At 63.1% G+C, this 26,874-nt stretch carries 16 protein-coding genes and 2 pseudogenes; 10 read left to right on the top strand and 8 right to left on the bottom strand.

The features are described from left to right. Nucleotides 1-96: 96 nt before the first annotated feature. Together LOY45_RS07030 and LOY45_RS07025 are read left to right on the top strand one after the other, a co-directional pair. Nucleotides 97-408 (top strand): Mpo1-like protein, encoded by a 312-nt coding sequence (locus LOY45_RS07030; protein ID WP_115088167.1) that lies wholly within the window; start codon nt 97-99, stop codon nt 406-408. Nucleotides 409-504: 96 nt separating this feature from the next. Continuing rightward, nucleotides 505-1,098 (top strand): HD domain-containing protein, encoded by a 594-nt coding sequence (locus LOY45_RS07025; protein ID WP_115088168.1) that lies wholly within the window; start codon nt 505-507, stop codon nt 1,096-1,098. Here the strand turns inward: LOY45_RS07025 and LOY45_RS07020 are convergent. Next, nucleotides 1,072-1,911: a UDP-2,3-diacylglucosamine diphosphatase gene (locus LOY45_RS07020; RefSeq protein ID WP_115088169.1), complete on the bottom strand. Its 840-nt coding sequence runs from the start codon at nt 1,909-1,911 to the stop codon at nt 1,072-1,074. The genes LOY45_RS07025 and LOY45_RS07020 overlap by 27 nt on opposite strands. A 135-nt stretch (nt 1,912-2,046) precedes the next feature. Here LOY45_RS07020 and LOY45_RS07015 point away from each other — a divergent pair, with 135 nt between their 5' ends. Next, nucleotides 2,047-2,811 (top strand): AraC family transcriptional regulator, encoded by a 765-nt coding sequence (locus LOY45_RS07015; RefSeq protein WP_134063724.1) that lies wholly within the window; start codon nt 2,047-2,049, stop codon nt 2,809-2,811. A gap of 78 nt (nt 2,812-2,889) precedes the next feature. Next, a complete protein-coding gene (locus tag LOY45_RS07010; RefSeq protein WP_258578895.1) occupies nt 2,890-3,774 on the top strand; it encodes a DMT family transporter in 885 nt (294 codons plus the stop codon). A gap of 3 nt (nt 3,775-3,777) precedes the next feature. Here LOY45_RS07010 and LOY45_RS07005 read toward each other — a convergent pair whose 3' ends face one another. Further along, entirely contained in the window at nt 3,778-4,062 is a 285-nt protein-coding gene (locus LOY45_RS07005; RefSeq protein ID WP_038996489.1) for an Rdx family protein, read from the bottom strand. A 70-nt stretch (nt 4,063-4,132) separates the two neighbouring features. Between LOY45_RS07005 and LOY45_RS07000 the strand changes: the two genes are divergently transcribed. Then, nucleotides 4,133-6,322 carry a patatin-like phospholipase family protein gene (locus tag LOY45_RS07000; RefSeq protein ID WP_115088172.1) on the top strand — a complete coding sequence of 730 codons (2,190 nt, stop codon included), beginning with the start codon at nt 4,133-4,135 and terminating at the stop codon, nt 6,320-6,322. Nucleotides 6,323-6,328: 6 nt separating this feature from the next. On the opposite strand, the gene LOY45_RS06995 is transcribed toward LOY45_RS07000, so the two are convergent. Both LOY45_RS06995 and recQ read right to left on the bottom strand, forming a co-directional pair. Next, a complete protein-coding gene (locus LOY45_RS06995; RefSeq protein WP_115088173.1) occupies nt 6,329-6,763 on the bottom strand; it encodes a MarR family transcriptional regulator in 435 nt (144 codons plus the stop codon). 118 nt (nt 6,764-6,881) lie between these two features. Further along, nucleotides 6,882-9,020: a DNA helicase RecQ gene (recQ, locus tag LOY45_RS06990; RefSeq protein ID WP_258578894.1), complete on the bottom strand. Its 2,139-nt coding sequence runs from the start codon at nt 9,018-9,020 to the stop codon at nt 6,882-6,884. Nucleotides 9,021-9,265: 245 nt separating this feature from the next. On the opposite strand from recQ, the gene LOY45_RS06985 reads away from it, so the two are divergent. Together LOY45_RS06985 and LOY45_RS06980 are read left to right on the top strand one after the other, a co-directional pair. Further along, entirely contained in the window at nt 9,266-9,853 is a 588-nt protein-coding gene (locus LOY45_RS06985) for a UPF0149 family protein (RefSeq protein ID WP_115088175.1), read from the top strand. 10 nt (nt 9,854-9,863) lie between these two features. Then, nucleotides 9,864-10,229, top strand: coding sequence for a YbaN family protein (locus LOY45_RS06980; protein WP_115088176.1), 366 nt, complete (start codon nt 9,864-9,866; stop codon nt 10,227-10,229). Between the two features lie 135 nt (nt 10,230-10,364). On the opposite strand, the gene LOY45_RS06975 is transcribed toward LOY45_RS06980, so the two are convergent. After that, a complete protein-coding gene (locus LOY45_RS06975) occupies nt 10,365-18,965 on the bottom strand; it encodes a retention module-containing protein (RefSeq protein ID WP_258578893.1) in 8,601 nt (2,866 codons plus the stop codon). Between the two features lie 520 nt (nt 18,966-19,485). Between LOY45_RS06975 and LOY45_RS06970 the strand changes: the two genes are divergently transcribed. The 3 genes from LOY45_RS06970 to LOY45_RS06960 are packed head-to-tail and all read left to right on the top strand — an operon-like array spanning nt 19,486 to nt 24,414. Then, complete coding sequence (locus tag LOY45_RS06970; RefSeq protein WP_115088178.1) at nt 19,486-20,859, top strand: TolC family outer membrane protein; 1,374 nt, start codon at nt 19,486-19,488, stop codon at nt 20,857-20,859. Between the two features lie 40 nt (nt 20,860-20,899). Further along, nucleotides 20,900-23,047: a type I secretion system permease/ATPase gene (locus LOY45_RS06965; RefSeq protein WP_267954066.1), complete on the top strand. Its 2,148-nt coding sequence runs from the start codon at nt 20,900-20,902 to the stop codon at nt 23,045-23,047. Nucleotides 23,048-23,058: 11 nt separating this feature from the next. After that, the gene (locus tag LOY45_RS06960) at nt 23,059-24,414 is read left to right on the top strand and encodes an HlyD family type I secretion periplasmic adaptor subunit (RefSeq protein ID WP_258578892.1); all 1,356 of its coding nucleotides are present in this window, start codon (nt 23,059-23,061) and stop codon (nt 24,412-24,414) included. 124 nt (nt 24,415-24,538) lie between these two features. Here LOY45_RS06960 and LOY45_RS06955 read toward each other — a convergent pair whose 3' ends face one another. From LOY45_RS06955 to LOY45_RS26965, 3 genes and pseudogenes are all read right to left on the bottom strand, one after another. After that, a complete protein-coding gene (locus LOY45_RS06955; protein WP_258578891.1) occupies nt 24,539-25,138 on the bottom strand; it encodes a tRNA-uridine aminocarboxypropyltransferase in 600 nt (199 codons plus the stop codon). A gap of 79 nt (nt 25,139-25,217) precedes the next feature. After that, nucleotides 25,218-26,192, bottom strand: a pseudogene (locus tag LOY45_RS26970) (methyl-accepting chemotaxis protein); the annotation flags it as partial. A 279-nt stretch (nt 26,193-26,471) separates the two neighbouring features. Beyond that, nucleotides 26,472-26,777, bottom strand: a pseudogene (locus tag LOY45_RS26965) (PAS domain-containing protein); the annotation flags it as partial. Nucleotides 26,778-26,874: the final 97 nt, after the last annotated feature.

Genomic DNA, 26,874 nt, shown 5'->3' with positions numbered 1-26,874 from the left:
CTATTGTCACTGCTCTGTAGTGTTACTCACTCTAGACTCAGATCAGGCTCCACGCCGTGTATCTTCGTCAGATCGACCAGACCCTGGAGCAGTGTCGTGAACAGCCCTCAGCAATTTCGCAGTTTTGCCGAGTTCTACCCCTACTACCTGGGCGAGCACAGCAACCCCACCTGCCGTCGCCTGCACTTTGTCGGTACCAGCCTGGTCATCGCCCTGCTCGCCTTTGCCCTGGGCAGCGGCAACTGGCTTTTGCTGCTGGCCTTGCCCTTTGCCGGTTACGGCTTTGCCTGGGTCGGCCACTTCTTCTTCGAGAAAAACCGCCCGGCCACCTTCAAGCACCCGCTGTACAGCCTGATCGGCGACTTTGCCATGTACCGCGACATGCTGCGCGGCAAGGTCAGCTTCTGATTTCGGCCCGCAAGGTCAGAAACCCGTCCCGCGCGGCCACTGCCCCGACCGATGGTGGGGGTAGAGTGCCCTGAAACACCGCGCTTCGGAGTGCCGATGAATCAGCAGGCCCGTTTTATCCACATGCAGGACGGTACCGAGCAGGACTGGGCGATCATCGCCGATGATTTCAGGGCCTATACCAGCCAGCTGGCCAATCGCATCCTGGCGCACCTGCGCCTGCTCGACGGCGACTTTGGCGGCTTTCCCATCGACCGCCTGAGCCACTCCCTGCAAACCGCGACCCGCGCCTGGCGCGACGGGCGCGATGAGGAATATGTAGTCTGCGCACTGCTGCACGACATCGGCGACACCCTCGGTAGCTACAACCATCCGGACATCGCCGCCGCCATCCTCAAGCCCTTCATCAGCCCGGAAAACCTGTGGATGGTGGAAAAACACGGGGTCTTCCAGGGTTACTACTTTTTCCACCACCTGGGCATGGACCGGCACCTGCGCGAACAATTCCAGGACCATCCGCAATACCAGCAAACCATCGAGTTCTGCGCCCGCTACGATGCGGCGGCGTTCGATCCGGGCTACGACAGCCAGCCCTTGAGCTTCTTCGAACCGATGCTGCAGCGCCTGTTCGCCCAGCCCCGGCAGTCGATCTACAAGGCCGCGCTACAACAACCCGCCGCCACTGCCTGAATCAACCAGCTCTTCGAGCCCGGCCAGGCGCCGGGCGGCTTCGGCTTGCGCGTCCGCCAGACGATAGAGTTCGATAGTGCCATCCCAGTGCTCGATCAGCGCCGTGCACGACTCGACCCAATCGCCGCAGTTGAGGTAATCCACTTCGCCGACCTTACGGATCTCGGCATGGTGGATATGCCCGCAGACCACGCCGTGAAAACCGCGCTTGACGCATTCATGGGCGATGGCCTCCTCGAAGTCGCTGATGAAGCTGACCGCGGTCTTGACCTTGTGCTTGAGGTACGCCGACAACGACCAGTAACCATAGCCATAGCGCGCACGCCAGTGGTTGAGCCAGCGGTTGAGGGTCAGGGTGAACTCGTAGGCCGAATCGCCCAGAAACGCCAGCCAGCGGTGATAGCGGGTGATCACGTCGAACTGGTCGCCATGAATCACCAGCAGGCGCCGGCCATCGGCGGTCAGGTGCTCGGCCTGGTCGACCAGCTGGATGTTGCCCAGCACCAGTTTGGAATAGCGGCGCAGGAACTCGTCATGGTTGCCGGTGACGTAGATGACTTCGGTGCCGCGCTTGCTCATGGTCAGCAGACGGCGGATCACGTTGGTGTGCGCCTGGGGCCAGTACATGCCGCCACGCAGCTTCCAGCCATCGATGATGTCGCCGACCAGGTAGATGCGGTCCGCCTGGTAGCCCTTGAGGAACTGCGACAGGTGCTCAGCCTGGCAATCCCGGGTACCCAGGTGCACGTCCGATATCCACAAGGTGCGTACGCGCTGTTTGCGCGAGGGTCTGGCAAGCTCGGCACGGGTCATCGGCAGGCTCCGGGAAGGTTTGCGCCAGCTTGCCAACCGGCGGTGAATCGACCGTGACCGCCAGGTGTCGATCTGATGACATGCCCGGCCCGCCTCCCAGCCTGTACACTGCGGCGATTGCCGGAGGACCTTTCGATGAGCAGCGGCTCGATACTTTCCCTGCGCCATTATCGCCACGACCTGATCGCCCATAGCCACGAACACCCGCAACTGGTGTTCGGCCTGCGCGGGCGCCTGGAATTCGAGGTCGAAGGCCGCGGCGCGCGGCTTGACCGCCAGGCACTGATGGTGGTCCCGGCCGGCCGCCACCACACCTGCGGCAGTGCTGCCGGCAGCGACTGCCTGGTGCTGGATATCCCCACCGACAATTGGCTGAGCCAGTGTCTGGGCGGGCACCTGGACGCCAGCCAGCGCCTGCTGGAGCGGGCCGGGCCATTGAACCTGGACCATCGCCAGCAGCAACTGGTCGACTGGCTGGCGGCCAGCCCGATCAACGATCCGCTGATTGCCCAGCAAGGTGCGGTATTGCTGCTGGCCAGCCTGAGCAGTGACGCATCGCGGGCGGCGACAACAAGGTCACTGCCCTACGCGCGCTTCGACGCCCATATCGAGCAGAACGCCGCCTACCCGCTGCAGGTGGCCGACCTGGCGCGCCTGGCCGGGCTGTCCAGCGCGCGCCTGCATGCGCGGTTCATGGCCGAATGCGGGGTCACGCCCATGGACTATGTGCGCCAGCGCCGCCTGCTGCGTGCACGGCAACTGCTGCGCGATACCTGCTTGCCGATCGGCGAGATTGCCTGCCAGGTCGGCTACAGCTCGCAAAGCGCCTTTGCCGCCGCCATGCTCAAGGCCTTTGGCCGCTCCCCCGGCGCCCTGCGGCGCGACTCTGCAGACAATTGACGCGAGGACCGCGACAGACAGCGCCAGCGCCCGGCTCGTAAACTGGCGCCGCTGCCCTGGCCTACCACAAGGATCTCCATGAATCACCGCACTGCCCTCGGCGCCCTGCACATCGGCGCACTGTTCTTCGGCCTCACCGGCGTGTTCGGCAAGTTGGCCAGCGCCGCGCCTGCAATCATCGTCTTCGGCCGGGCCGCCTTTGCCGTGCTGGCCTTGGCCATATTCGCAGGATTTGCGCGTAAGGCCTGGCAGCCCCTGCAGGCTCAAGACTGGCGCCGTCTGCTGCTCGGCGGGGTGTTGCTGGCCGGGCACTGGGTAAGTTTCTTCATCGCCGTGAAAGTCGCCGGCGTCGCCATCGCCACCCTGGGTTTTGCCAGCTTCCCGGCCTTTACCGTGATCCTCGAAGGGCTGCTGTTTCGCGAGCGCATCCGCAGCAACGAGATCGTTCTGGTGCTGCTGGTGAGCATCGGCCTGGTGCTGGTAACCCCGGACTTCGACCTGGCCAGCCAGGCCACCGGCGGGCTGCTCTGGGCGTTGCTCTCGGGCCTGCTGTTTTCGCTGCTGTCATTGACCAACCGCGCCGGCTCCGGGCGGATTCCGGCGGTGCAGGCAGCCTTGTGCCAGAACGCCGTGGTCGCCTTGTGCCTGTTGCCGGCGGCGGCGCCAGCGCTGGGCGCCGTCAGCGCCATGGACTGGCTGTGGATCGGCCTGCTCGGCGTATTCTGCACAGGTGTGGCGCACAGCCTGTTCGTCGCCAGCCTGGCGGTGATCAAGGCGCGCACCGCCGCAGTGGTCTTTGCCCTGGAGCCGGTCTACGGCATTGCCATGGCCTGGCTGATTTTTGCCGAAACCCCGACCCTGCGCATGCTCCTGGGCGGCGTCCTGATCATCCTCGCCATCGTCATTTCCAGCCGTCTGGCGACCGGCAGCCAGATCAGCAAGACCGCGGCCGTAGAAGGCTGAGGGTCAGGGCCGGTCGTTGTGGCCGAGGTCGCGCTGCGGGTCGATCTGGTCGCGCACGCGCTGCTTGAGCACCTTGGCTTCCGGGAAGCCGCCATCGGCCTTGCGCTCCCAGATCTGCACGCCATCACAGGTAATGCGGAAGGTGCCGCCGGTGGCGGGCTCAAGGGCCACCCGGGCCAGGTCGTCGCTGAAGGTGCTCAGCAGTTCCTGGGCCAGCCAGGCGGCACGCAGCAGCCACTGGCACTGGGTGCAGTAGGTAATGACAATTTCCGGTTTAGGCGCGGACATACACTGAAGGTCTCCTGACAGGTGGGCACGCTTATACTAGCGGTCTTTAGCCTTCGCTCCGAGAGCCATGATGCACCGCCTGCTGTTATCCCTGCTGCTGATGTTCGTTTCCTTCCCGCTGCTGGCAGCCGAAGCGCCCCGACCGAAAGTCGGCCTGGTGCTCTCCGGCGGTGCTGCCCGCGGCCTGGCCCATATCGGCGTACTCAAGGCCCTGGAGGAACAGGGCATCAAGGTCGATGCGATTGCCGGCACCAGCATGGGCGCGGTGGTCGGCGGCCTGTACGCCTCCGGCTACAAGATCGACGAGCTGGAGAAACTCGCCCTGAACATCGACTGGCAGCAGGCGCTGTCCGACGCGCCGCCGCGCAAGGACGTGCCGTTCCGGCGTAAACAGGACGACCGCGACTTCCTCGTCAAACAGAAACTCAGCTTTCGCGACGACGGCAGCCTGGGCCTGCCGCTGGGGGTGATCCAGGGCCAGAACCTGGCGCTGCTGCTGGAAAGCATGCTCGCCCACACCAGCGACACCCGCGACTTCGACAAGCTGCCGATCCCCTTCCGCGCCGTCGCCACCGACATCGCCAGCGGCGAAAAAGTGGTATTTCGCCGTGGCCACCTGCCCCAGGTGATTCGCGCCAGTATGTCGATCCCGGCGGTGTTCGCTCCGGTCGAGCTGGATGGCCGGCTGCTGGTCGATGGCGGCATGGTCGACAACATCCCCCTGGATGTCGCGCGCGAGATGGGCGTGGACGTGGCGATCGTCGTCGATATCGGTACCCCGCTACGCAGCCGCAAGCAACTGGCGACCGTGGTCGATGTGCTCAACCAGTCAATCACTCTCATGACCCGGCGTAACTCCGAGGAGCAACTGGCGGCCCTGCACCGCGACGACATCCTCATCCAGCCCCCCCTGTCGAGCTTCGGCGTCACCGATTTCGGCCGGGCCCAGGACATGATCGACGCCGGTTACCGAGCCGCGCGCGCCCTGGACGCGCGCCTGGCAGTGCTCAAGCGCCCGCAAGCCAGCGACGGCGAACTGCTGGCCGCGCGCTCGCCCAGCCAGCGCACCCCGGTGATCACCGCGATCCGTATCGAGAACGACTCGAAGGTCAGTGACGACGTGATCCGCTACTACATTCGCCAACCCATCGGCGAACCACTGGAGCTGGACCGCCTGCAGACCGACATGGGTACCCTTTATGGCCTGGACTACTTCGATCGCGTGCAATACCGGGTGGTACACAAAGGTGCTGACAACACCCTGGTGATCAACGCGCGCGGCCGTCGAGGCGGTACCGACTACCTGCGTCTGGGCCTGAACCTGTCGGACGACATGCGCGGCGACAGCGCCTTCAACATCGGCGCCAGCTACCGGGTCAATGGCATCAACACGCTCGGGGCCGAATGGCTGACCCGGGCGCAGATCGGCGACCAGCAGGAGCTTTACAGCGAGTTCTACCAGCCGCTGGATGCCGGCTCGCGCTACTTCATTGCCCCCTACCTGAACCTGGGCTCGCAGAATATCGAGGCAACCCTGGACGATGACCCGGTCGCCGAATACCGCCTGGAGCGGTATGGTTTCGGTCTTAACCTCGGACGACAGATCGGCAACAGCGGCGAGGTGCGCTTCGGCGTCGGCCAGGCCTGGGGCAAGGCCGATGTCCGGATCGGCGATCAGGACCTGCCAAGATTTAGCTTCAGCGAAGGCTTCTACGAGCTCAAGTACTCGTTCGACACCCTTGACAACGTCTACTTCCCCCACAGTGGCGAGGACATCAACCTGGTGCTGCGCCAGTACGACGAGGGTCTGGGATCCGACCAGCGCTACCGGCAATGGGCATTCAAGCTGGACAAGGCCATGAGCAGCGGCCCCAACACCTGGGTGCTGGGCGGCCAGTACGGACGTACGCTGGATGACGCCGAGGTGGTGACCTCAAGCTTCGTGCTCGGCGGCGCCCGGCAGCTGTCGGGCTTTCGCCAGGACTCGGTGTCCGGGCAGAACGTCAGCCTGATGCGCATGGTCTACTACCGTCGCCTGACCCCGCGCGCCTACTTGCCATTGGACTTCCCGCTGTACCTCGGTGGCTCGCTGGAGCGCGGCCGGGCCTGGAACAACGACAACGAGTTCGACAGTGGCTACATCAATGCAGCCAGCATCTTCGTCGGTTTCGAGACGCCCCTGGGGCCGCTGAACTTCAGCTACGGGGCCAACAGCGAGAATCAGAAGGCGTTGTACCTCAATCTCGGTCACACCTTCTGAGGGTGATCAGGACTTTTCCAGGTTGGCGAGGATCCGCGCGTGGACACGCATGCACACGCGCAACTCCTCTTCATCGACACCGACAAACAGCTCGGCGCGCAAGGCATTGGCAATGGTTTCGATCTGGTCGATCAGCGGCTTGGCCGGCGGGCAGAGAAGAATTTTTTTCGCCCGGCGGTCTTCAAGCACCGCCTGTCGGCGAACCAGGCCCTGGGTTTCCAGGCTGTCGAGCAGACGGGCCAGGGTCGGGCCTTCGACGCCGACGCTCTGGGCCAGTTCGCGCTGGGTCGGCGCCTCGTCGAAACGGGCCAGGTGCAGCAGCACCAGCCAGCGGGCCTGAGACAGGTTCAGACCGGCCAGGCGGCGATCCAGTTCGGCACGCCAGCCGCGGGACATGTGTGCCAGCTGCATCCCGAATTTGTGTTGGTCGGTCAACGGCATAGAGAAACTCATTATCAGAACTAATTATTAGTCAGCTAACCATGACCTTGAGCCACAGGCAAGGCTCATACAGCTGCCGGTGGCTCGATAATCGTTATAAATGATGACAAAGCCGGGTTTACATCTCGAATTCGGCGGCCAGTGCCGCGCGCACGCAATACAGCACCCCTTCAGGTACTCGCCCGCCAAACTGTTCGGCAATGGCCGACACCGGCGGCAGCTCGCCTTCGCCATCGAGGAAGGCATCCTGCATCTCGCCCAACAGGTCTTCCGGCAGGTCCAGGGCCTGGTCCAGCAACAGCTCCTGGCGGCCAATGGCTTCGGCGAGCAGGCTGTAGACGTTCTTTTCGCTGCAGTTCAACTGCCCGGCGATCTGCATCGGGGTCATGCCGGCCCGGGCCAGGCTGACCAGTTCGTGACGCAGGTCGGTGACGATTTTCGGCGCCTCGACACCGCCGCCCAGCACTTCGAGGAAAGCGTCGCCGTAACGCTCCAGCTTGCGCGCACCCACGCCGCTGACCCGGCCCATCTCGCTGAGGCTGGTGGGCTGGCTGCGCAGCATCTCCAGCAAGGTCGAGTCGGGGAAGATCACATAAGGCGGTACGCCGTGCTCTTCGGCCAGCTTGCGGCGCAGCGCGCGCAGGGCTTCCCACTGCTCGCGCTCGTCGCCACGCACCAGCTGGCTGGCCGGGCTGCCGCCACTGCTGCTGCCACCCTTGCTGCTGGTTTGTGGCTTGAGGTCCTTGCGCAGCTCGAGGCTGATTTCACCGCGCAGCAACGGCCGGCAGGTGTCGGACAGGCGCAGGCCACCGTAGCCTTCGAGGTCGATGTCGGCCAGACCGCGTGCCACCAGCTGGCGGAACAGCGAGCGCCAGTCGTGCTCGGAACGGTCCTTGCCAACGCCATACACGGCCAGCTTCTCGTGGCCGAAGTTACGGATTTTTTCGTTATCGCGACCGAGCAATACGTCCACCAGGTGACCGACGCCATAGCGTTGACCGGTACGGTACACCGCCGACAGCGCCTGGCGCGCAGGCTCGGTGGCATCCCAGGTCTGCACGCCATCGATGCAGTTGTCGCAGTGGCCACACGGCTGCGGCAGCTCTTCATCGAAGTAGTTGAGCAGGATCTGGCGACGGCAGCGGGTTTCTTCACACAGGGCAAGCATGGCGTCGAGCTTGTGTTGCTCGATGCGCTTGTGACGCTCGTCACCCTCGGAGTTCTGCAGCATCTGCTTGAGCATCACCATGTCCTGCAGGCCGTAGGCCATCCAGGCGTCGGCGGGCAGGCCGTCACGACCGGCACGGCCGGTTTCCTGGTAGTAGGCCTCGAGCGACTTGGGCAGGTCCAGGTGGGCGACGAAGCGCACGTTGGGTTTGTCGATGCCCATGCCGAAGGCGATGGTGGCAACCATGATCAGGCCTTCCTCGTTGAGGAAGCGCCGCTGGTTGGACGCCCGGGTCTCGGCAGGCAGGCCGGCGTGATAAGGCAAGGCCGGGAAGCCCTGCTCGCAGAGGTAGGCCGCTACGTCGTCGACCTTCTTGCGCGACAGGCAGTAGACGATACCGGCGTTGCCGCGCCGCTCGCCGAGGAACGCCAGCAACTGCTTGCGCGGCTGCTCCTTGGGCACGATGCGGTAGAAAATGTTCGGCCGGTCGAAACTCGACAGGAAGCGCTCGGCGTTCTGCAGGTGCAGGCGGGTGACGATCTCTTCACGGGTGCGCATGTCCGCGGTGGCGGTCAGGGCGATGCGCGGCACATTGGGGAACAGTTCGGCCAGTTGCCCCAGTTGCAGGTACTCGGGGCGGAAGTCATGGCCCCACTGCGACACACAGTGGGCTTCATCGATGGCGAACAGGGCGATGTCGAGGGTACGCAAAAAGTCGAGCATGCGCGGCTGCACCAGGCGTTCGGGGGCCAGGTAGAGCATCTTCACTTCGCCCCGGCGGATACGCCCGGCCAGTTCGCGCTGCTGCTCGGCGCTGAGGGTGGAGTTCAGCGAGGCGGCGGCGACGCCCAGCTCGTCGAGGGTCGCCACCTGGTCATCCATCAGCGCGATCAAAGGCGACACCACCACCGCCAGGCCCGGGCGCAGCAGGGCCGGGACCTGGAAGCAGAGGGACTTGCCGCCGCCGGTGGGCATCAGTACCAGCGCATCGCCACCCTTGGCCACACACTCGATGATCGCACCCTGGCGTCCCCGAAAGCTGTCGTAACCGAAGATGTCCTTGAGGACGCGCTGAGCCTGTTCGAGCATAAAAACTCCAAAAATCGCAGAACCATCCTGGGCACAGGCTGGACGAAAAACCCGCCTGCCACACTCAAAAATGCGTAAGCGGTTTTTACCCGCCCCCGTTATTGCGAGGGTCGCGGGATAAAAATCGGGCATTATACCGGAGCCTGCGCCCGCGCAGGATGCTCTGCGATAGACGTCTTCCTTTGCCTCGTTTGCGCTGCAAGGTGCTAGAATTCAGTATCGTTTATTCCCAAGGTAGCCCCGTAATGTCCTTCGCCGAGCAATTGACCCGCCTGCAAGCCTTCCTCGACGCCGACGAGCTGCACGAAGAGGCGCTGGACTACGTTGCCGCCCACGGCTACATGACCGCGCTGTCGATCTGTGCCGAGTCGGTTCCGGACCGCGAATGGATCGACGCCCTGTTCGCCGAAGAGCCGCATTACAAGGACGACGCCGAGCGCGAAGCCATCGAAGGCACCCTGCTCGCCCTCAAGGCCCACATCGCCCGCCAGCTGGCCAGCGACGAAGAGTTCGAGCTGCCATGCGACCTCGACCTGGGTGACGAGCCGGACGACTCCGACCTGCGCGGCTGGTGCATCGGCTTCATGGAGGGCGTGTTCCTGCGCGAAGAGGCCTGGTTCGAATCGGCTGAAGAAGAAGTCAGCGAGATGCTCCTGCCGATCATGGTCGGTTCCGGCCTGTTTGATGAGCAGCCTGAGTTCGCCGACATCGCCAGCGATGCCAACCTGATGGACGACATGATTGTGCAGATCCCGGAAGCGCTCACCGCGCTGTACCTGCTGCTGCACGCTCCGGACGAGAAGCCAGCCCTGCTCAAACCTCGCCACCACTGAGTCGGCGTCAATGCGCTACCTGCTGCTGGCCACCGGCTGGCTCAGCGTCGCGCTGGGGGTGATCGGGATCTTCCTGCCGGTACTGCCCACCACCCCGTTCCTGCTCCTGGCCGCTGCGTGCTTTGCGCGCAGCTCGCCGCGCTTTCACCACTGGCTGGTCAACCACCCGCGGCTCGGGCCGTGGATTCGTGACTACCTCAGCGGCGAAGGCATTCCCCTCAAAGGCAAGCTCTACGCCATCGCCCTGATGTGGCTGAGCATTGGCCTGTCCTGCTACCTGGTGCCGCTGATCTGGGCGCGGGGCTTCATGCTCACCAGCGCGGTGCTGGTGAGCATTTACATCTTGCGGCAGAAGACCCTGCGGCGCCCGTCCTGAGACAGCCCCCACAGATCTCTGTGGGAGCTGGCTTGCCAGCGATGAGGCCATTGCAGTCAGCACATCAGGTACTGGCTGAATTGCGACCGCTGCGCGCTCGATCGCTGGCAAGCCAGCTCCCACAGGCCTACACCGTCAGACGGTATCCACCTTCAACGAATGATCATTGAGCATGCCGTTGATGATCGTCGCCGTGTCCTGCCCCGCCGCAACCACCCCGCCCGCCCCTGCCGTCACGCCGTAGTGCTGGGCCAGGTTTACCCCTGCCAGGTCGATGGTCTGGGTCGGAGCCGCCCCCGCTACCGAACTGACCTCGATGGTCGACACCACGCTGGCGCCACTGCCGGTGACCTTGAAGTGCAGGTAGTCATCCAGCGACGCTGTCGTCGTATTCTCACCCTGCAGCAGTTGCGACAGGTCCAGATGATCGGTGCCAGGCGTAAAGTCAGTGACCACGTCATGGCCGGTGTTGCCCTGCTGATACAAAAAGGTATCGCTGCCGGTGCCGCCGGTCAGCGTGTTGTTGCCCGGCCCGCCGATCAGTACATCGTCGCCGCCGCCACCGATCAGGGTGTCGTTGCCCAGGCCGCCGTGAAGCAGGTTGGCATTGCCGTTGCCGGTCAGGGTGTCGTTGTAGTCAGTACCGATCAGGTTCTCGATCGCCACCAGGGTGTCGGTGCCCGCGCCACCGGTATTCTGTCCACCGGCAGTATTGAGGTTGACCGTCACGGCGCTGACGGCACCGCTATAACTGGCGGTGTCGATACCTGCGCCACCGTCGAGCAGGTCGTCGCCGGCACCACCGATCAGCTGGTCATTGCCGTCACCACCGTAAAGGAAGTCGTTGCCATCCCCACCGATCAGGACGTCATTACCGGTACCGGCATTGAGGGTGTCATTACCGGCGCCTGCCAGCAGGGTATCGTCGCCGCCGGTACCGGTGAGGGTGTTGCCCTCCTGATACGTGATGTCGACATTGCCAGTGCTGCTGCCGCCATGCCCGTCGCTGAGAGTATAGGTGCCGTTGTAGGTCTCGTTTTGCGCGTTGGAATAGTCGACAGTCATGGTCAACGCATAGTTTTCAGCGTTGTTGACGTTGCTGCCCGACGTGTTGGTCAGGTTGACCAGGTGAATGCTGTAGACACCATCATGACTGGCGGTAAAGGTGTTTCCGTCAGCGATGGTCTGATAGCTGCCGTTCTCATCCTTCCACTCCATCAGGATGTTGCCCGTCGGCCGGTCGTGATCCAGCTTGAGGGTCTCACCTTTTTTCAAGGTGACCGTCAGCACGTCCTCGTCGTTGGCATTGTTCGCGGTCACGTTGCCCAAGTAGCCGTTGACGATCAGCGCGGCAGTCATGGCGTTGGCCGGGCCTCTGAAAGCGCTGCGCGGCAGGTCCCGGAGCTGGTTGGCAGCCGAGTTGCCGGTACTGCTGAAGTTGACCTGCGGCGGTGTTGCGCTGCCCACCGTGAAGCCGGCGCCTTTGGCTGCCCAGCCGGTTTCGAAGGTGGTCGTCGAAGCCACACTGAGTCGGTCATTGTTGGCATCGCTGTCATTGGCCAGCAGTGCCGCGGCCGGTACCACGATGCTGCTGGAGAGGATGTTGCTGATGATGTGATCGGCGCCCGCTACCGGCGCGGTGTTGGTGTAGACCTTCACCACCAGGTTGGCGCTGCTCAGGTCGCCGTCGTTGTCGCTGGCAGTGAAACCGATGTTTTCCGTCCTGGTGCTGCCAGTGTCCTTCGGCGGTGTGTAGGTAAATTCACCGGTATCCATGTCGACCAGCAAGGTGCCACCGAGCACGGTCTTGATGTTGAAGGTGTTGGTCACCGTATCGAAGCTGCCACGGTCGGTTCCACTGGCGGTATAGCTGCCTTGGCCATTATTGGCCTTGGGATCGTAAGTGTAGGTGGTGCCGTCGACCAGCAGCGACTTGATGAAGCCGCCGTCGGCGCCGAGGATTCCGCCACTCAACAGGCTGCCGGTGATCGGCGCGCCCTGCACGGTGCCGGACAACACCGAGTTGAGCTGGCTGAGGTCGGTGACCACGGTAGCATTGGTGTCGGTGTGGGTACTGCCATCGTAGGACAATGGATTGAGGTTTTCGGCATTGACGCCGCCGCCCAGGCCAATGGCATAGGATTTGACGCCATTGTTGTCGAGGAAAGTCTCCCAGGCGGCTTCCCGAGGCGCGGTAATGGAATGCCCCGAGGTCGGAGCACCGTCGGAGAAGAAGTACACGATGTTCTGCGCCCCGGCTATCTTGCCACCGGTGGTGTAGGCCGATTGCGCCGTATCGATCGCCGAGTCGTAATAGGTCGAGCCGTTCGCGCTCAGGCCGTTGACGATAGTCTTGGCCTGGTCGACGGTCACCCAGACTGCCGATTGCTGGTCGGCACCGCTGGAGAAGGTCACCAGTTGCACCTTCACATCGCCCATCTCGTCGTACTTGTCGAGCAATGCGTTGATCGCCTGCTTGGCCAGTTGCAGGCGGGTCAGCCCCGGTACGCCGGAAGCTTCGTTCATACTGCCGGACACGTCGATGATCAGCAGCAGGTTGGAATCCACCTGCCCCGGCGTCACCGAACGTTCGGCCCCGACCACGCTTGGCACGTCGTCAATGATGTTCACATCAAGGGTGGCATTGGCTGAACTGCCATCCCTGTCAGTGGCAACAACCGTGATCGCCTCATTCAGGCTGTTGGTGCCATTGGCGTTGGGATGGTTTTCGTTGTCGAGCAAAGTGTAGCTGTACGTCACCACACCGGTCGCCGGGTTGTAGCCGGTGATGGTGATGGCATTGCCCAATGGCGTGGTGCCGCTTTGCGGGAAGCCATTGACCACACCGCCACTGACGACGCTGACACCGCCGACGGTCAGGCTTTGCAGGCCGTCAGGGGCGGTTACGGTGAAACTGCCGGTCTGGGTCAGGGCCGGTGAATTCGGGCTGCTGCCGTCGCTGAGGTGCTTCTCGTAAACGGTCAGCTCACCACCGTTGATGTTGAGGCCGTCAATGGTCACCGGGTTATCAAGGTTGCTGACATTGAGCTTCAGTGTCGCGGTGCTGGTGTCACCATCGGCATCGCGCAAGGTGTAGGTAAAGTTTTCGACCCCAGTGCCGCCACCGGGCAGGTTGATGAAATCCGGATCGTTGGCGTTCAGGGTGTAGGTGTAGGACCCATCGGCAGCCAGCACCAGCGTGCCGTAGGTACCGACGAAGGTTCCACCGGTAATCGGCCCGCTTACGCGGTCGGCACCTTGAACGTCATTGGTCAGCACATTACCGGTCAGGGTCAGTTGCGTTTCGCTGGCAGTGACCGCGTTGGTGTCGTTAACCGCCTTCGGTACATCGTCGACGATGTTCACATCGATCGAACCGCTTGCCGTGCTGCCATCGGTATCGGTGGCCGTGACGGTAAAGCTCTCGCTCAGGCTGTTTGTATCGTTGGCCGTAGGGTGATTCTCGTTGTCGAGCAAGGTGTAGGTGTAAGTCACCACACCCGTCGCCGGGTTGTAACCGGTAATGGTCAGCGTGTTGCCCAGGGCCGTGGTTGCCGATTGCGGGAAGGTATTGGCAACGCCCCCGGTAATCACACTGATGCCCTGGACAGTCAGGGTCTGCAGGCCGTCGGGCGCGGTCACGGTGAAGGTGCCGGTCTGGGTCAGGGCCGGATTGCTCGGGCTGCTGCCATCGCCGAGGTTCTTCTCGTAGACCGTCAGCTCGCCACCGTTGACGTTAAGGCCGTTAAGGGTCACCGGATCGTTGAGGTTGCTGACGTTCAGCACCAGGTTGGCGGTGCTGGTGTCGCCGTCGGCGTCCTTCAGGGTGTAGGTGAAAGTCTCGATGCCGTTGCCGCCACCGTGCAGGTTCTTGAAGTCCGGATCGTTGGCGTTGAGTGTGTAGGTGTAGGAGCCATCGGCGGCCAGCACCAGCGTGCCGTAGGTGCCAGCGAAGGTACCAGCAGTAATCGGCTCGGCTGGAATGCGGTCTGCACCCTGCACGTCGTTGGTCAATACATTGCCGGTGAGGGTCAGCTGGTTCTCGGTGGCAGTGACGGCGTTGGTATCGCCCGCTGCGGCCGGGATGTCGTCGACGATATTGACGTCGATAGAGCCGCTGGCGGTGTTGCCATCGGTGTCAGTGGCGGTCACCGTGAAGCTTTCACTCAGGCTGTTGGTGCCATTGGCGCTCGGGTGCGCTTCATTGTCGAGCAAGGTGTAGCTGTAGCTGACGACTCCGGTGGCCGGATTGTAGCCGGTAATGGTCAGCGTGTTGCCCAGGGCCGTGGTTGCCGATTGCGGGAAGGTATTGGCAACGCCCCCGGTAATCACACTGATGCCCTGGACAGTCAGGGTCTGCAGGCCGTCGGGCGCGGTCACGGTGAAGCTGCCGGACTGGGTCAGGGCCGACGTGTTCGGGCTGCTGCCGTCGCCGAGGTTCTTCTCGTAGACCGTCAGCTCGCCACCGTTGACGTTCAGGCCATCAAGGGTCACCGGATCGTTGAGGTTGCTGACGTTCAGCACCAGGTTGGCGGTGGACACATCGCCGTCGGCATCGGTCAGCGTGTAGGCAAAGGTCTCGACGCCGTTACCGCCACCCTGCAGGTTGAAGAAGTCCGGATCGTTGGTGTTGAGCGTATAGGTGTAGGAACCGTCGGCGGCCAGCACCAGGGTGCCGTAGGTGCCGACGAAGGTGCCGGCGGTGATCGGCCCGGTCGCCACACGGTCTGCGCCCTGCACGTCATTGGTCAACACGTTGCCGGTCAGGGTCAGTTGGTTCTCTGTGGCAGTGACCGCGTTGGTATCGCCCGCTGCGGTCGGGATGTCGTCGACGATATTGACGTCGATGGCGCCACTGGCGGTACTGCCATCGGTGTCGGTCACGCTGACCGTGAAGCTCTCACCGAGACTGTTGATGCCATTGGCTGCGGCATGGGTTTCGTTGTCCACCAGGGTGTAGCTGTAGCTGACCACGCCGGTTGCCGGGTTGTAACCGGTAATGGTCAGCGTGTTGCCCAGGGCCGTGGTCGCCGACTGCGGGAAGCCGCTGGCCACGCCGCCACTGACCACGGTGATGCCGCCGACGGTGAGCGTTTGCACGCCGTCGAGTGCGGTCACGGTGAAGCTGCCGGTCTGGGTCAGGGCCGGCGCATCCGGGCTGCTGCCGTCGCCGAGGTTCTTCTCGTAAACGGTGAGTTCGCCGCCCTCGACATTCAGGCCATCGAGGGTCACCGGATCATTGAGGTTGCTGACGTTCAGCACCAGGTTGGCGGTGGACACATCGCCGTCGGCATCGGTCAGCGTGTAGGCAAAGGTCTCGACGCCGTTACCGCCACCCTGCAGGTTGAAGAAGTCCGGATCGTTGGTGTTGAGCGTATAGGTGTAGGAACCGTCGGCGGCCAGCACCAGGGTGCCGTAGGTGCCGACGAAGGTGCCGGCGGTGATCGGCCCGGTCGCCACACGGTCTGCGCCCTGCACATCATTGATCAGCACGTTGCCGGTCAGGGTCAGTTGGTTCTCTGTGGCAGTGACCGCGTTGGTATCGCCCGCTGCGGTCGGGATGTCGTCGACGATATTGACGTCGATGGCGCCACTGGCGGTACTGCCATCGGTGTCGGTCACGCTGACCGTGAAGCTCTCACCGAGACTGTTGATGCCATTGGCTGCGGCATGGGTTTCGTTGTCCACCAGGGTGTAGCTGTAGCTGACCACGCCGGTTGCCGGGTTGTAACCGGTAATGGTCAGCGTGTTGCCCAGGGCCGTGGTCGCCGACTGCGGGAAGCCGCTGGCCACGCCGCCACTGACCACGGTGATGCCGCCGACGGTGAGCGTTTGCACGCCGTCGAGTGCGGTCACGGTGAAGCTGCCGGTCTGGGTCAGGGCCGGCGCATCCGGGCTGCTGCCGTCGCCGAGGTTCTTCTCGTAAACGGTGAGTTCGCCGCCCTCGACATTCAGGCCATCGAGGGTCACCGGATCATTGAGGTTGCTGACGTTCAGCACCAGGTTGGCGGTGGACGCATCGCCGTCGGCATCGGTCAGCGTGTAGGCAAAGGTCTCGACGCCGTTACCGCCACCCTGCAGGTTGAAGAAGTCCGGATCATTGGTGTTGAGCGTATAGGTGTAGGAACCATCGGCGGCCAGCACCAGGGTGCCGTAGGTGCCGACGAAGGTGCCGGCGGTGACTGGCCCGGTCGCCACACGGTCTGCGCCCTGCACATCATTGATCAGCACGTTGCCGGTCAGGGTCAGTTGGTTCTCTGTGGCAGTGACCGCGTTGGTATCGCCCGCTGCGGTCGGGATGTCGTCGACGATATTGACGTCGATGGCGCCACTGGCGGTACTGCCATCGGTGTCGGTCACGCTGACCGTGAAGCTCTCACCGAGACTGTTGATGCCATTGGCTGCGGCATGGGTTTCGTTGTCCACCAGGGTGTAGCTGTAGCTGACCACGCCGGTTGCCGGGTTGTAACCGGTAATGGTCAGCGTGTTGCCCAGGGCCGTGGTCGCCGACTGCGGGAAGCCGCTGGCCACGCCGCCACTGACCACGGTGATGCCGCCGACGGTGAGCGTTTGCACGCCGTCGAGTGCGGTCACGGTGAAGCTGCCGGTCTGGGTCAGGGCCGGCGCATCCGGGCTGCTGCCGTCGCCGAGGTTCTTCTCGTAAACGGTGAGTTCGCCGCCCTCGACATTCAGGCCATCGAGGGTCACCGGATCATTGAGGTTGCTGACGTTCAGCACCAGGTTGGCGGTGGACGCATCGCCGTCGGCATCGGTCAGCGTGTAGGCAAAGGTCTCGACGCCGTTACCGCCACCCTGCAGGTTGAAGAAGTCCGGATCATTGGTGTTGAGCGTATAGGTGTAGGAACCATCGGCGGCCAGCACCAGGGTGCCGTAGGTGCCGACGAAGGTGCCGGCGGTGATTGGCCCGGTCGCCACACGGTCTGCGCCCTGCACATCATTGGTCAGCACGTTGCCGGTCAGGGTCAGCTGATTTTCCGTGGCAGTCACCGCATTGGTATCGCCGGCCGCCGTCGGTACATCGTCGAGGATGGAAACATCGATGCTCATGCTCGCACTGCTGCCATCGCTGTCGGTGGCAACAACGTTGAAACTCTCGCCAAGGGTGTTGCTGCCATTGGCAGTGGCATGCGCCTCGCTGGCGTTCAAGGTGTAGCTGTAAGTCACCTCACCCGTAGCCGGGTTGTAGCCGCTGATGGTCAGGGTATTGCCCAGTGCGGTCGTGACCGATTGCGGGAAACCATTGACCACCCCTGCACTGATCACATTGATGCCGCCAACCGTCAGCGCCTGCAGACCATCAGCCGCGGTCACGGTAAAAGTGCCGCTCTGGGTCAGCGCCGCCGCGTCGGGGCTGCTGCCGTCCGCCAGGTTTTTCTCGAACAGCACCAGCTCGCCGCCGTTGATGCTCAGCCCGTTGAGCTCCACCGGATCATTGAGGTTGCTGACGTTCAACACCAGGTTGGCGCTGGAATCATCGCCATCGGCATCAGTCAGGGTGTAGGTAAAGGTCTCGATGCCATTCCCACCGCCATGCAGGTTGATGAAGTCCGGATCGGCAGTGTTGAGCGTATAGGTGTAGGAACCATCGGCCGCCAGCACCAGCGTGCCGTAGGTGCCAACGAAGGTGCCGGCAGTGATCGGCCCGCTCGGTACCCGGTCTGCGCCCTGCACATCGTTGGTCAGCACGTTGCCGGTAAGGGTCAGCTGGTTTTCCGTGGCGGTGACGGCATTGGTATCGGCCATCGCCTGCGGCACATCGTCAATCACGGAGATATCCAGCGAACCACTGGCTACGTCGCCATCGGTGTCACTGACCAGTACCGCGATGCTTTCGCCAAGCCCATTGGCGCCAGCGCCGCCTGGGTGGTTTTCGGCTCCGCTCAAGGAGTAGCTGTAGCTGACCACGCCGCTGCCAGCATCGTAGCCGGTGATGGTCAGCACATTACCCAGGCCGGTGGTGATCGACTGGCCAACGCCAGTCACCGCTCCAGCAGTAACAATGTTGATGCCACCGACATTGAGGTTGAACACCCCATCAGGTGCCTGCACCGTGAAACTGCCACCCCGGGTCAGGGCCGCCGGATCACTGGCCGAACCCTGGGCCAGATTGGCCTCGTTCAACGACAACTCGCCACCCTCGATATCAAGCCCCTGGAGGTTGACCGGGTTGTCGACCGCAGGCAGCGGCGGTGCATCGTCATTGTTGTTGATCAGGCCGACGTCCAGCTCCGGCAACTCGGGAAAACCGTTGAAGCCTGCAGTGGGAAAGCCAATCTGCGGATCTACCCGCCCGGCCACCTCATCGAGAATGACGAAGGTATGCCCGCCGCCCAGTGCACCCGGCGCACCGCCAGTGCCCGGCCCCGCCGCAGTCGGGTCGGCTTCCTGGGTCGGGTCGGCGCCGGCGGCGATGGCTTGCTGGAGTTTCTCGACATCAGTCAGTTGTGCCTGGCTGGGGGTCGTCGACTCCGACGTCTCGACATGAGGCGCTTGGTTCGCCAGCAGCTCAGGGGTCAGGGTCAGGCTGCTACCGCGGCCGAGGGTAAGTTCGGCACCGTTTTGCAGGTGGACGGCGACAGCGCCCGCAAGGCCTGTGTCCAGCTGCTCGCCGGCATACACCTTATCGCCTTCGACCAGAGGCCGGCGGCTGCCATCGCTGCCCACAGCGAAGACTTCGCCCACTACCTTGCTGACGATACCGATTAACTTAGCCATGAGCGCACTCCTCCACTGCAAATCGGTTGATTGCAACAAGCGTGCGCTGAACTATCGCGTGCCCAACCCGACGGGATTACCCCGGGCCAGCGCTGAAAACAGCCTGCCAGTACGCCGTGATTTCAATGAAATCAACAACTTCGCCTGTCAGTGCTGCGGTGAAAGTGGTTGAACGAAGTGGCCTTGTGACATATGCCAAAAAATTGTCGCCAAATTTCGCCCCGCCTCCATCCCCTCCGCTACATCCATGCCCTCTGCTGCAAAAACACGGGAACTTTCTCTGACGCCCGAAAAATGCCCTCTAGCGCTATTCCACGGGCTGCCTGATATGAACAATGTCGCGGATTTCTTAGACCGCATAAGTTTTTTTTCGCATAACTCTTATGAAAAAATCTTCTTAGCTGCGCGCGTAAATGTTCTTAGCTCTGTTGTTACAAGCCTGATACGGTTTGACCTCAGGTTTTCGTCACTTTTTTGACGAACCGCAGGACCATTATTAGAAATCAGGGAGAAGTAACCCATGCGCGTTTTGACCCCCATCACCAGCGCAATTCTGTTGGCCATGGCATGTACCAATGCCCAGGCGATGTCACTTAATGAGGCTGTGCAAAACGCCGTGGATCAACATCCGGAAATTGGAGCCAGCAAGAACAGCCGGCTGTCGGCCGATGAAGATGTGAAGTTCGCCAGAGGCGGTTACTACCCCAGAGTCGACCTGGTGGCCGGCTATGGGCGCCAGCGCTCCGACAACACCAACACCCGTGGCACCAATGTCGACGGCACGCGCGACCATAATAAAGAGACATTGACCTACACCCAGTCCGACCTGCGCCTGCGGCAGATGCTCTTCGACGGCTTCAACACCGCCAACGAAGTCGGCCGTACGGAAGCGGTGGTGAACTCGCGCGCCTACTACACCCAGGCCACCGCCCAGTCCGTCGCCCTGAGCGCCATCGAGGTTTACCTCGAGGTGCTCAAACGCCGTGAGCTGGTGACCCTGGCCAAGAACAACCTGCAAGCGCACCTGCGGGTCAACGACCAGATCGGCCTGCGTAGCGAGCGTGGCGTCGGCAGCATCGCCGACCGCGACCAGTCCACTGCCCGTCGCGCCTTGGCGGAAAACAACCTGTACACCGCCGAGGTCGACCTGGCCGATGCCGAGGCCAGGTTCTATAGCGTCGTCGGTCGCCCGGCCGATGAGCTGGAAACCCCGGTGACCATCAAGGGCGAAGTGCCTGGCGACCTGGGGGCTGCGCGCCAGAACATGCTCGACAACAACCCCTACCTGAAATCCGCCCAGGCCGATGTCAATGCGGCCGAGCAGCAATACGAAGTGGCCAAGTCGCCGTTCTATCCGCGTCTGGACGCGGTGCTGGCCACCGGTGCCAACAACAACACCGCAGGCCAGGTCGGCCATGACAACAACGACTGGCAGGCCGGTGTCGAGCTCAACTACAACCTGTTCCGTGGTGGCAGCGACAAGGCCCGCCTGCAGTCCGATGCGCACAAGATCAACCAGGCCATGGACATCCGCAACAACGCTCTGCGCCAGCTTACCGAGGACCTGTCGCTGTCGTGGAACGCCATGAACAACGCCCGCGTGCAACTGCCGGCGGCCCGCGAATACGCCGAGACCTCCACCCGCGTGCGCGCGGCCTACCAAGACCAGTTCGGCCTCGGCCAGCGCACCCTGCTCGACCTGCTCGACAGTGAAAACGAGCTGTACAACGCCAACCGCCGCTACACCGAAGTGCGCTACACCGAAGAGTTCTCCATGTACCGGGTCCTGGCCAACATGGGTGAATTGTTGAGCAAGCAGCGCATCTCGTTGCCCCCCGAAGCGATCGCCAAGAGCGAAGTGAAGAGCGAGGCGCGCTTGCCCGATATGCGCTAATCCCCTCCACCCGCTGCAGGAGTAGGCGACCTTGACCAGCATGCAACCTGCGAGCTCGGCATTAGATCCGCGCCAGAGTTTCGATGACCCGTTACTCGATGGCTTGCTGATCCTCTGCAAGCTGCATGGTTGCACTGTCAGTCGCGCCGGTCTGAGTGCCGGCCTGCCCCTGCCCGAGCAACGCCTGAGCCTTGAGCTGCTGCCCCGGGCAGCAGCACGGGCCGGGCTGCAGGCGCGGGTTCTACGGCGTGAATTGGGGTCAATCTCGGCGCTCAACCTGCCAGTGCTGGTGCTGCTCAAGGACGGTCGCTGCGCAGTGCTGCGCCGTTGGGGCGAAGATGGCCGGGCGTTGATCCTGCCCTGCGAAGCCGAAGGCGGCGAGCAGTGGGTCAGCCGCGAAGAACTGCTTGAAGCCTACGCCGGTGAAGCCCTGTTCGCCCGCCCCCGCCACGAACTGGAAGACCTGCGGGCCCCGCTGATGCCGCGGGTCAACGCCTGGTTCCGCGACACCCTCAAACTCTCGCGCTGGCTGTACAGCGACGCCATCCTCGCCAGCCTGCTGATCAACCTGCTGGGGCTGATGGTGCCGTTGTTCGTCATGCAGACCTACGACCGGGTGGTGCCCAACCAGGCCACCTCGACGCTCTGGGTGCTGAGTGCCGGCCTGTTGATCGGCACCCTGTTCGAATTGACCCTGCGCGTAGTCCGCGCCCACCTGCTCGACCAGGCCGGAAAAAAGACCGACCTGATTCTCTCTGCCACCCTGTTCGAACGCATCACCGGCATGTCGATGAAAGCCCGCCCGGCCACGGTCGGCGGCTTTGCCCAGAGCATTCATGACTTCCAGGGCCTGCGTGAATTCCTCACCGCGGTGACCCTGACCAGCGTCATCGACCTGCCCTTCGTGGTGTTGATGCTGGCAGTGATCGGCCTGCTCGGCGGCTGGCTGGTGGTGATCCCGCTGATCGCCTTTCCGCTGACCATTGTCTTCGCCCTGTTCATCCAGATACGCCTGCGCGACACCGTGCAAAAAAGCCTGGCCCTTGGCGCCGTGCGCCAGGCCTTGCTGATCGAAACCCTCGGCGGCCTGGAGACCCTCAAGGCCTGCAGCGCTGAAAGCGAGCGCCAGTACCAGTGGGAAAGTACCCACGGCGCCCTCACCCGCCTCGACGCCCACGCCCGCAACCTTTCGGCCGTGGCCACCAACGGCACGTTGTTCATCCAGCAGTTCTGCGGCATGGCCACCATCGTTGCCGGGGTTTACAGCATCATCGCCGGCAACCTCAGCGTCGGCGCCCTGGTCGCCAGCTATATGCTCGGCAGCCGGGTATTGGCACCGCTGGGGCAGATCGCCGGGCTGATTACCCGCTACCAGCAGGCACAACTGACCATGCGCAGCACCGATGCGCTGATGGCCCTGCCCCAGGAACGCCAGGCCGGCCAGCAGCCGCTGGAACGCACCCAGTTGCACGGCGCCCTCGACGTCAGCCATGTGAGCTTTCGCTACACCGGACAGAACGCTGCCGCCCTCAATGACATCAGCTTCAGCGTCAAGCCGGGCGAACGTATCGGCATCATCGGCCGCAGCGGTTCCGGCAAGAGCACCCTGGCGCGCCTGCTGATGGGTTTCTATGCCCCGGACGAAGGGCAGATCCTGCTCGACAATCTCGACCTGCGCCAACTGGACATCGCCGACTTGCGTCACCAACTGGGCTACGTCGCCCATGACTTGCCGCTGCTGGCGGGCAGTTTGCGCGACAACCTGACCCTTGGCGCGCGCTATGTGAGTGATGCGCGGATGCTCGAAGTCGCCGAGCTGACCGGCGTCAGCGAGCTGGCCCGGCAACATCCGCAAGGCTTCGACCGCCCGGTGGGCGAGCGTGGCCAACTGCTCTCCGGCGGCCAGCGCCAGGCCGTGCTGCTGGCCCGGGCGATGCTGCTCGAACCGCCGATCATGATCCTCGACGAACCCACCAGCCACATGGACAACAGCAGCGAAGACCAACTGCGCCAGCGCCTGCATGGCTGGGTCCAGGGCAAGACCCTGCTGCTGGTCACCCACCGCACCTCGATGCTCAGCCTGGTCGACCGGCTGCTGGTGCTGGACAACGGCAGGATCGTTGCCGACGGACCGAAGGAAGCGGTCATCGATGCACTGCGCAAAGGCCGCGTTGGCGCGGCACTCTAGGGGGTCCATCCATGTCCGTAAGCCAAGGCCTGCGCAGTTACTTCCAGAGTTTCGGCAAGACCGCCGAACACGAGTTCATGCCCGATGTGGCCGGCGCCACGCTGCAGGACTCGCCGCGCCTGTCACACATTACCGTATGGCTGGCTGCAGCTTTGTTACTGGTAGCGCTGCTCTGGGCCAAGTTCGCCGTGCTCGATGAAGTGACCATGGGCGAAGGCAAGGCCATTCCGTCGAGCAAGGTCCAGGTGATCCAGAACCTGGAAGGCGGCATCGTTACCGAGATCTTCGTGCGCGAAGGGCAGATGGTGAACAAGGGCGATACCCTGCTGCGCCTGGACGACACCCGGTTTCAGTCCAACAAGGGCGAGAGCGAGGCCGACCGTTTTGCCCTCACGGCCCAGGTCGAGCGCTTGTCAGCCGAAGCCGAAGGCCGGCCGTTCCAGCTCTCCGAAGAAGTGCGCAGCAAGGCGCCGCAGGTGGCTGAAGACGAGCTGTCGCTGTACCAGTCACGCCAGCGTCGCCTGACCAGCGAGAAGCAGACCCTCAACGAACAACTGCGGCAGAAGACCCAGGAACTGGCCGAGTTCCGCTCCAAGGTCGAGCAATACCGCTCGGCCCTGGCCCTGTTGCAGCAGGAGCTGAACATGTCGACGCCGCTGGTCGGCACCGGGGCGATTTCACCGGTGGAGATCCTGCGTCTCAAGCGCAGCGCCGTCGAAGCCCGCGGCTCGCTCAACGCCACCAGCCTGGCGATCCCCCGGGCCGAAGCGGCGGTAGCGGAGATCAAGAGCAAGATCGAAGAGTCCGAAGCCGGGTTTCGTTCGGAAGCTGCCAAGGAGCTCAACGAAAAACGCACCGACCTGTCGAAGATCACTGCCTCGAGCATCGCCATCGATGACCGGGTGACCCGCACCACGGTGGTTTCGCCGGTTCACGGGATCATCAAGCTGCTCAAGGTCAACACCATCGGCGGCGTGGTCCAGCCCGGCAGCGACCTGCTGGAGATCGTGCCGCTGGAAGACAACCTGCTGATCGAGGCCAAGGTGCGGCCGCAAGATGTCGCCTTCCTGCACCCCGGGCAGTCGGCGATGGTCAAGTTCAGCGCCTACGACTACACCATCTATGGCGGCCTGAAGGCCAAGCTCGAACTGATCAGCGCCGACACCGTCACCGACGACAAGGGCAATGCCTTTTACCTGATCCAGGTGCGTACCGACCGCAACCATCTGGGGGGTGACAACAAGCCGTTGTTGATCATTCCGGGCATGACCGCGACGGTGGATATCATCACCGGGCACAAGAGCGTGCTCGACTACCTGCTCAAGCCGGTGCTCAAGGCACGTACCGAGGCGATGCGCGAACGCTGAAGCGTTCGAGGGCTGCTCTGTACGCAGCCCATCGCCGGCAAGGCCGGCTCCCACAGTGAGTGTGTCTACCGGTCCTGTGGGAGCTGGCCTTGCCAGCGATCGAGCGCGAAGCGCTCGCAGTGGCTCAACGTAGATGATTGCGCTCGTACGTCTCGCGCCCCATCGCCGCGATCTGCCCCTCGATCAGCGCCTCGAACGGCTTTAAAAGCGCATCAAAGTTCTGCGGCGCCTCCAGCACGTTCAACGCCTGCACCACCGCCTCCAGGGTCGACAACGCGCCCGGCTGCGGCGCCTTGCGCAGGCGATAGCGCGAAGGCTGGACCTGGGTCAGGGTCACCCGCGGCAATGCGCCCAGCAACGGATTCAAATGCAGCAATTTGCTCGCTTTACGCCAGGTACCATCAGGCACCACCAACTGCCACGGTCGATCATCCTGGTCATCACCATAAGCGACCAAGGGCTGCGCCTCATCCCCCGGAAACAGCAAGACGCTGCGATACCCCGGCGCCTCAAGCAGCTCAGCCAGATCCTCGAACACTTCCCCCACCTGCAACTGCGCATTGCGCAAGCCAAGCGCTGCCAGCTTCGCGGTATTGAGGGCATGGCGCACTTCACTGGGGTGCTGCAGCAACAGCACACGGGTGCGGCTGTCGAGCGACGGGATCAACGGGCAAAGGCAATGAGCTTGTGGGCGCAAACAGCGCTCGCAGTGGATTCTGGACATCGGGTTCTCCTGAGCGGGCAAAGTGTGCCACAGCAGTCCCGAAAAAAGCCCACTTCCCTGTGGGAGAGACGATAAAGCTTCAGCGGTTGAAGCGCTCTGCCAGACCGTACAGATAGTCGGCCATGCGTTCGAGGTCCTGGCTGATCTCCGCGCCCTGCTTGGCCTGCCCGGCGCTGTGATCGCAGAGCTGGGCAATGCGGGTGATCTGCTGGTTGATGTCCTCGGCGACATGGCTCTGCTGTTCCGAGGCGGTCGCCATTTGCTGGCTCATGCCGGTGATGCGGCTGACCGCCTGGGTAATCCCCACCAACGCCGACTGCACCGCCTCGACGCTGTGCACACTGTCGCGAGAGATTTGCTCGCCCTTGCTGGCACTGGACACCGCCCGCTCGGCTCCGGCGCGCAACGAGGCGATGATCTGGTGGATCTCCTCGGTCGAAGTGCGGGTACGCTGGGCCAGCGAGCGCACCTCATCGGCGACCACGGCAAAGCCCCGACCCTGCTCACCGGCCCGCGCCGCTTCAATCGCCGCATTGAGCGCAAGCAGGTTGGTCTGCTCGGCAATCGAGGTGATGACATCGACCACGCTGCCGATCGACTGGGTCTGGTCCGCCAGGGCATTGACCGCCTGGCCGATGTCGCTGACCGCCTCGGCCATGCTGCCCATGGCGCGCAGGCTTTGCTGCGCTAGGTCGCTGCCCTGCTGGGCCAGATGATCAGCGTCGGAAGCCGCCGTGGCGGTGCTCTGCACGTTGTGGGTAACTTCCTGGATGGTCGCTGCCATTTGCGCAATGGCCGTGGCCGACTGGTCGGTTTCGCTGCGCTGGCGATCGAGCAGTTGCGCCTGGGCGCCCGACAAGTCGGAAGACTGCGCGGCACGCGCCTTCACGCTCACGCCGGCATCCACCAGGCGGGTCAGCGCGGTTTGCAGGCGCGCTTCTTCACTGAGGATTGCCAGGTCCAGCTGGCCCTGCAGGCCGCTGTTGTCGCTATAGGTCAGGGCCACCAAGGGGCTGGTGAAGGCTTTCGGGTGTTCGTCCAGGGTACGACGGATCACCCGGTTGTGCCGCGCTTCGATCAGGTACCAGGCGCTGAGCAAACTGGCCATCAATACGCCCAGGGCAGCGTATTGCGGCAGCCATAGGTAACTGATAGCAGAAAGAACAGCGGCGCCCACCAGCGGCCAGCCCTGTTCCAGGGCGGCCCCCAGCCGCGCCGCCAGCGGAACCGGGCCACGACCCTGGCGCAGTCGTGCATACAGGGCCGTGGCCCGGCGGATCTGCTCGCGGGTCGGAACCGAACGCACTGACTCATAGCCGCTGATCCGGCCGTTCTCGTAAATCGCCGTGACGTAGGCGCTGACCCAATAGAAATCGCCATTCTTTGAACGATTTTTCACCACGCCCATCCAGGGTTTGCCCTGTTTGATGGTTTCCCACATATGACCGAACACTGAGGGAGGCATGTCCGGATGACGCACCAGATTGTGTGGCTGACCGAGCAATTCTTCGTAGGTAAAACCGCTGATGGCGACAAAGGCGTCGTTGCAATAGGTGATGCGGCTGTTGAGGTCTGTCGTGGAAATCAGCCGCTGTTCGCTCGGAAAGACTCTTTCATGCTCAGTGACGGGCAAATTCATGCGCATCTGGGCGATCCCTGCTTAGGAAATGATGGGAAATTTCATCAAGCCAATACAGGTTTAGCAGAGCGATTACGGGGTTGCGGCCGATATTTTC

The sequence above is a fragment of the Pseudomonas wadenswilerensis genome, from assembly GCF_024749185.1.
GTDB classification, from domain to species: Bacteria; Pseudomonadota; Gammaproteobacteria; order Pseudomonadales; family Pseudomonadaceae; genus Aquipseudomonas; species Aquipseudomonas wadenswilerensis.
The sequence above is the reverse complement of the archived record's forward strand: the minus strand, read 5'-3'. Positions and strand labels throughout refer to the sequence as shown.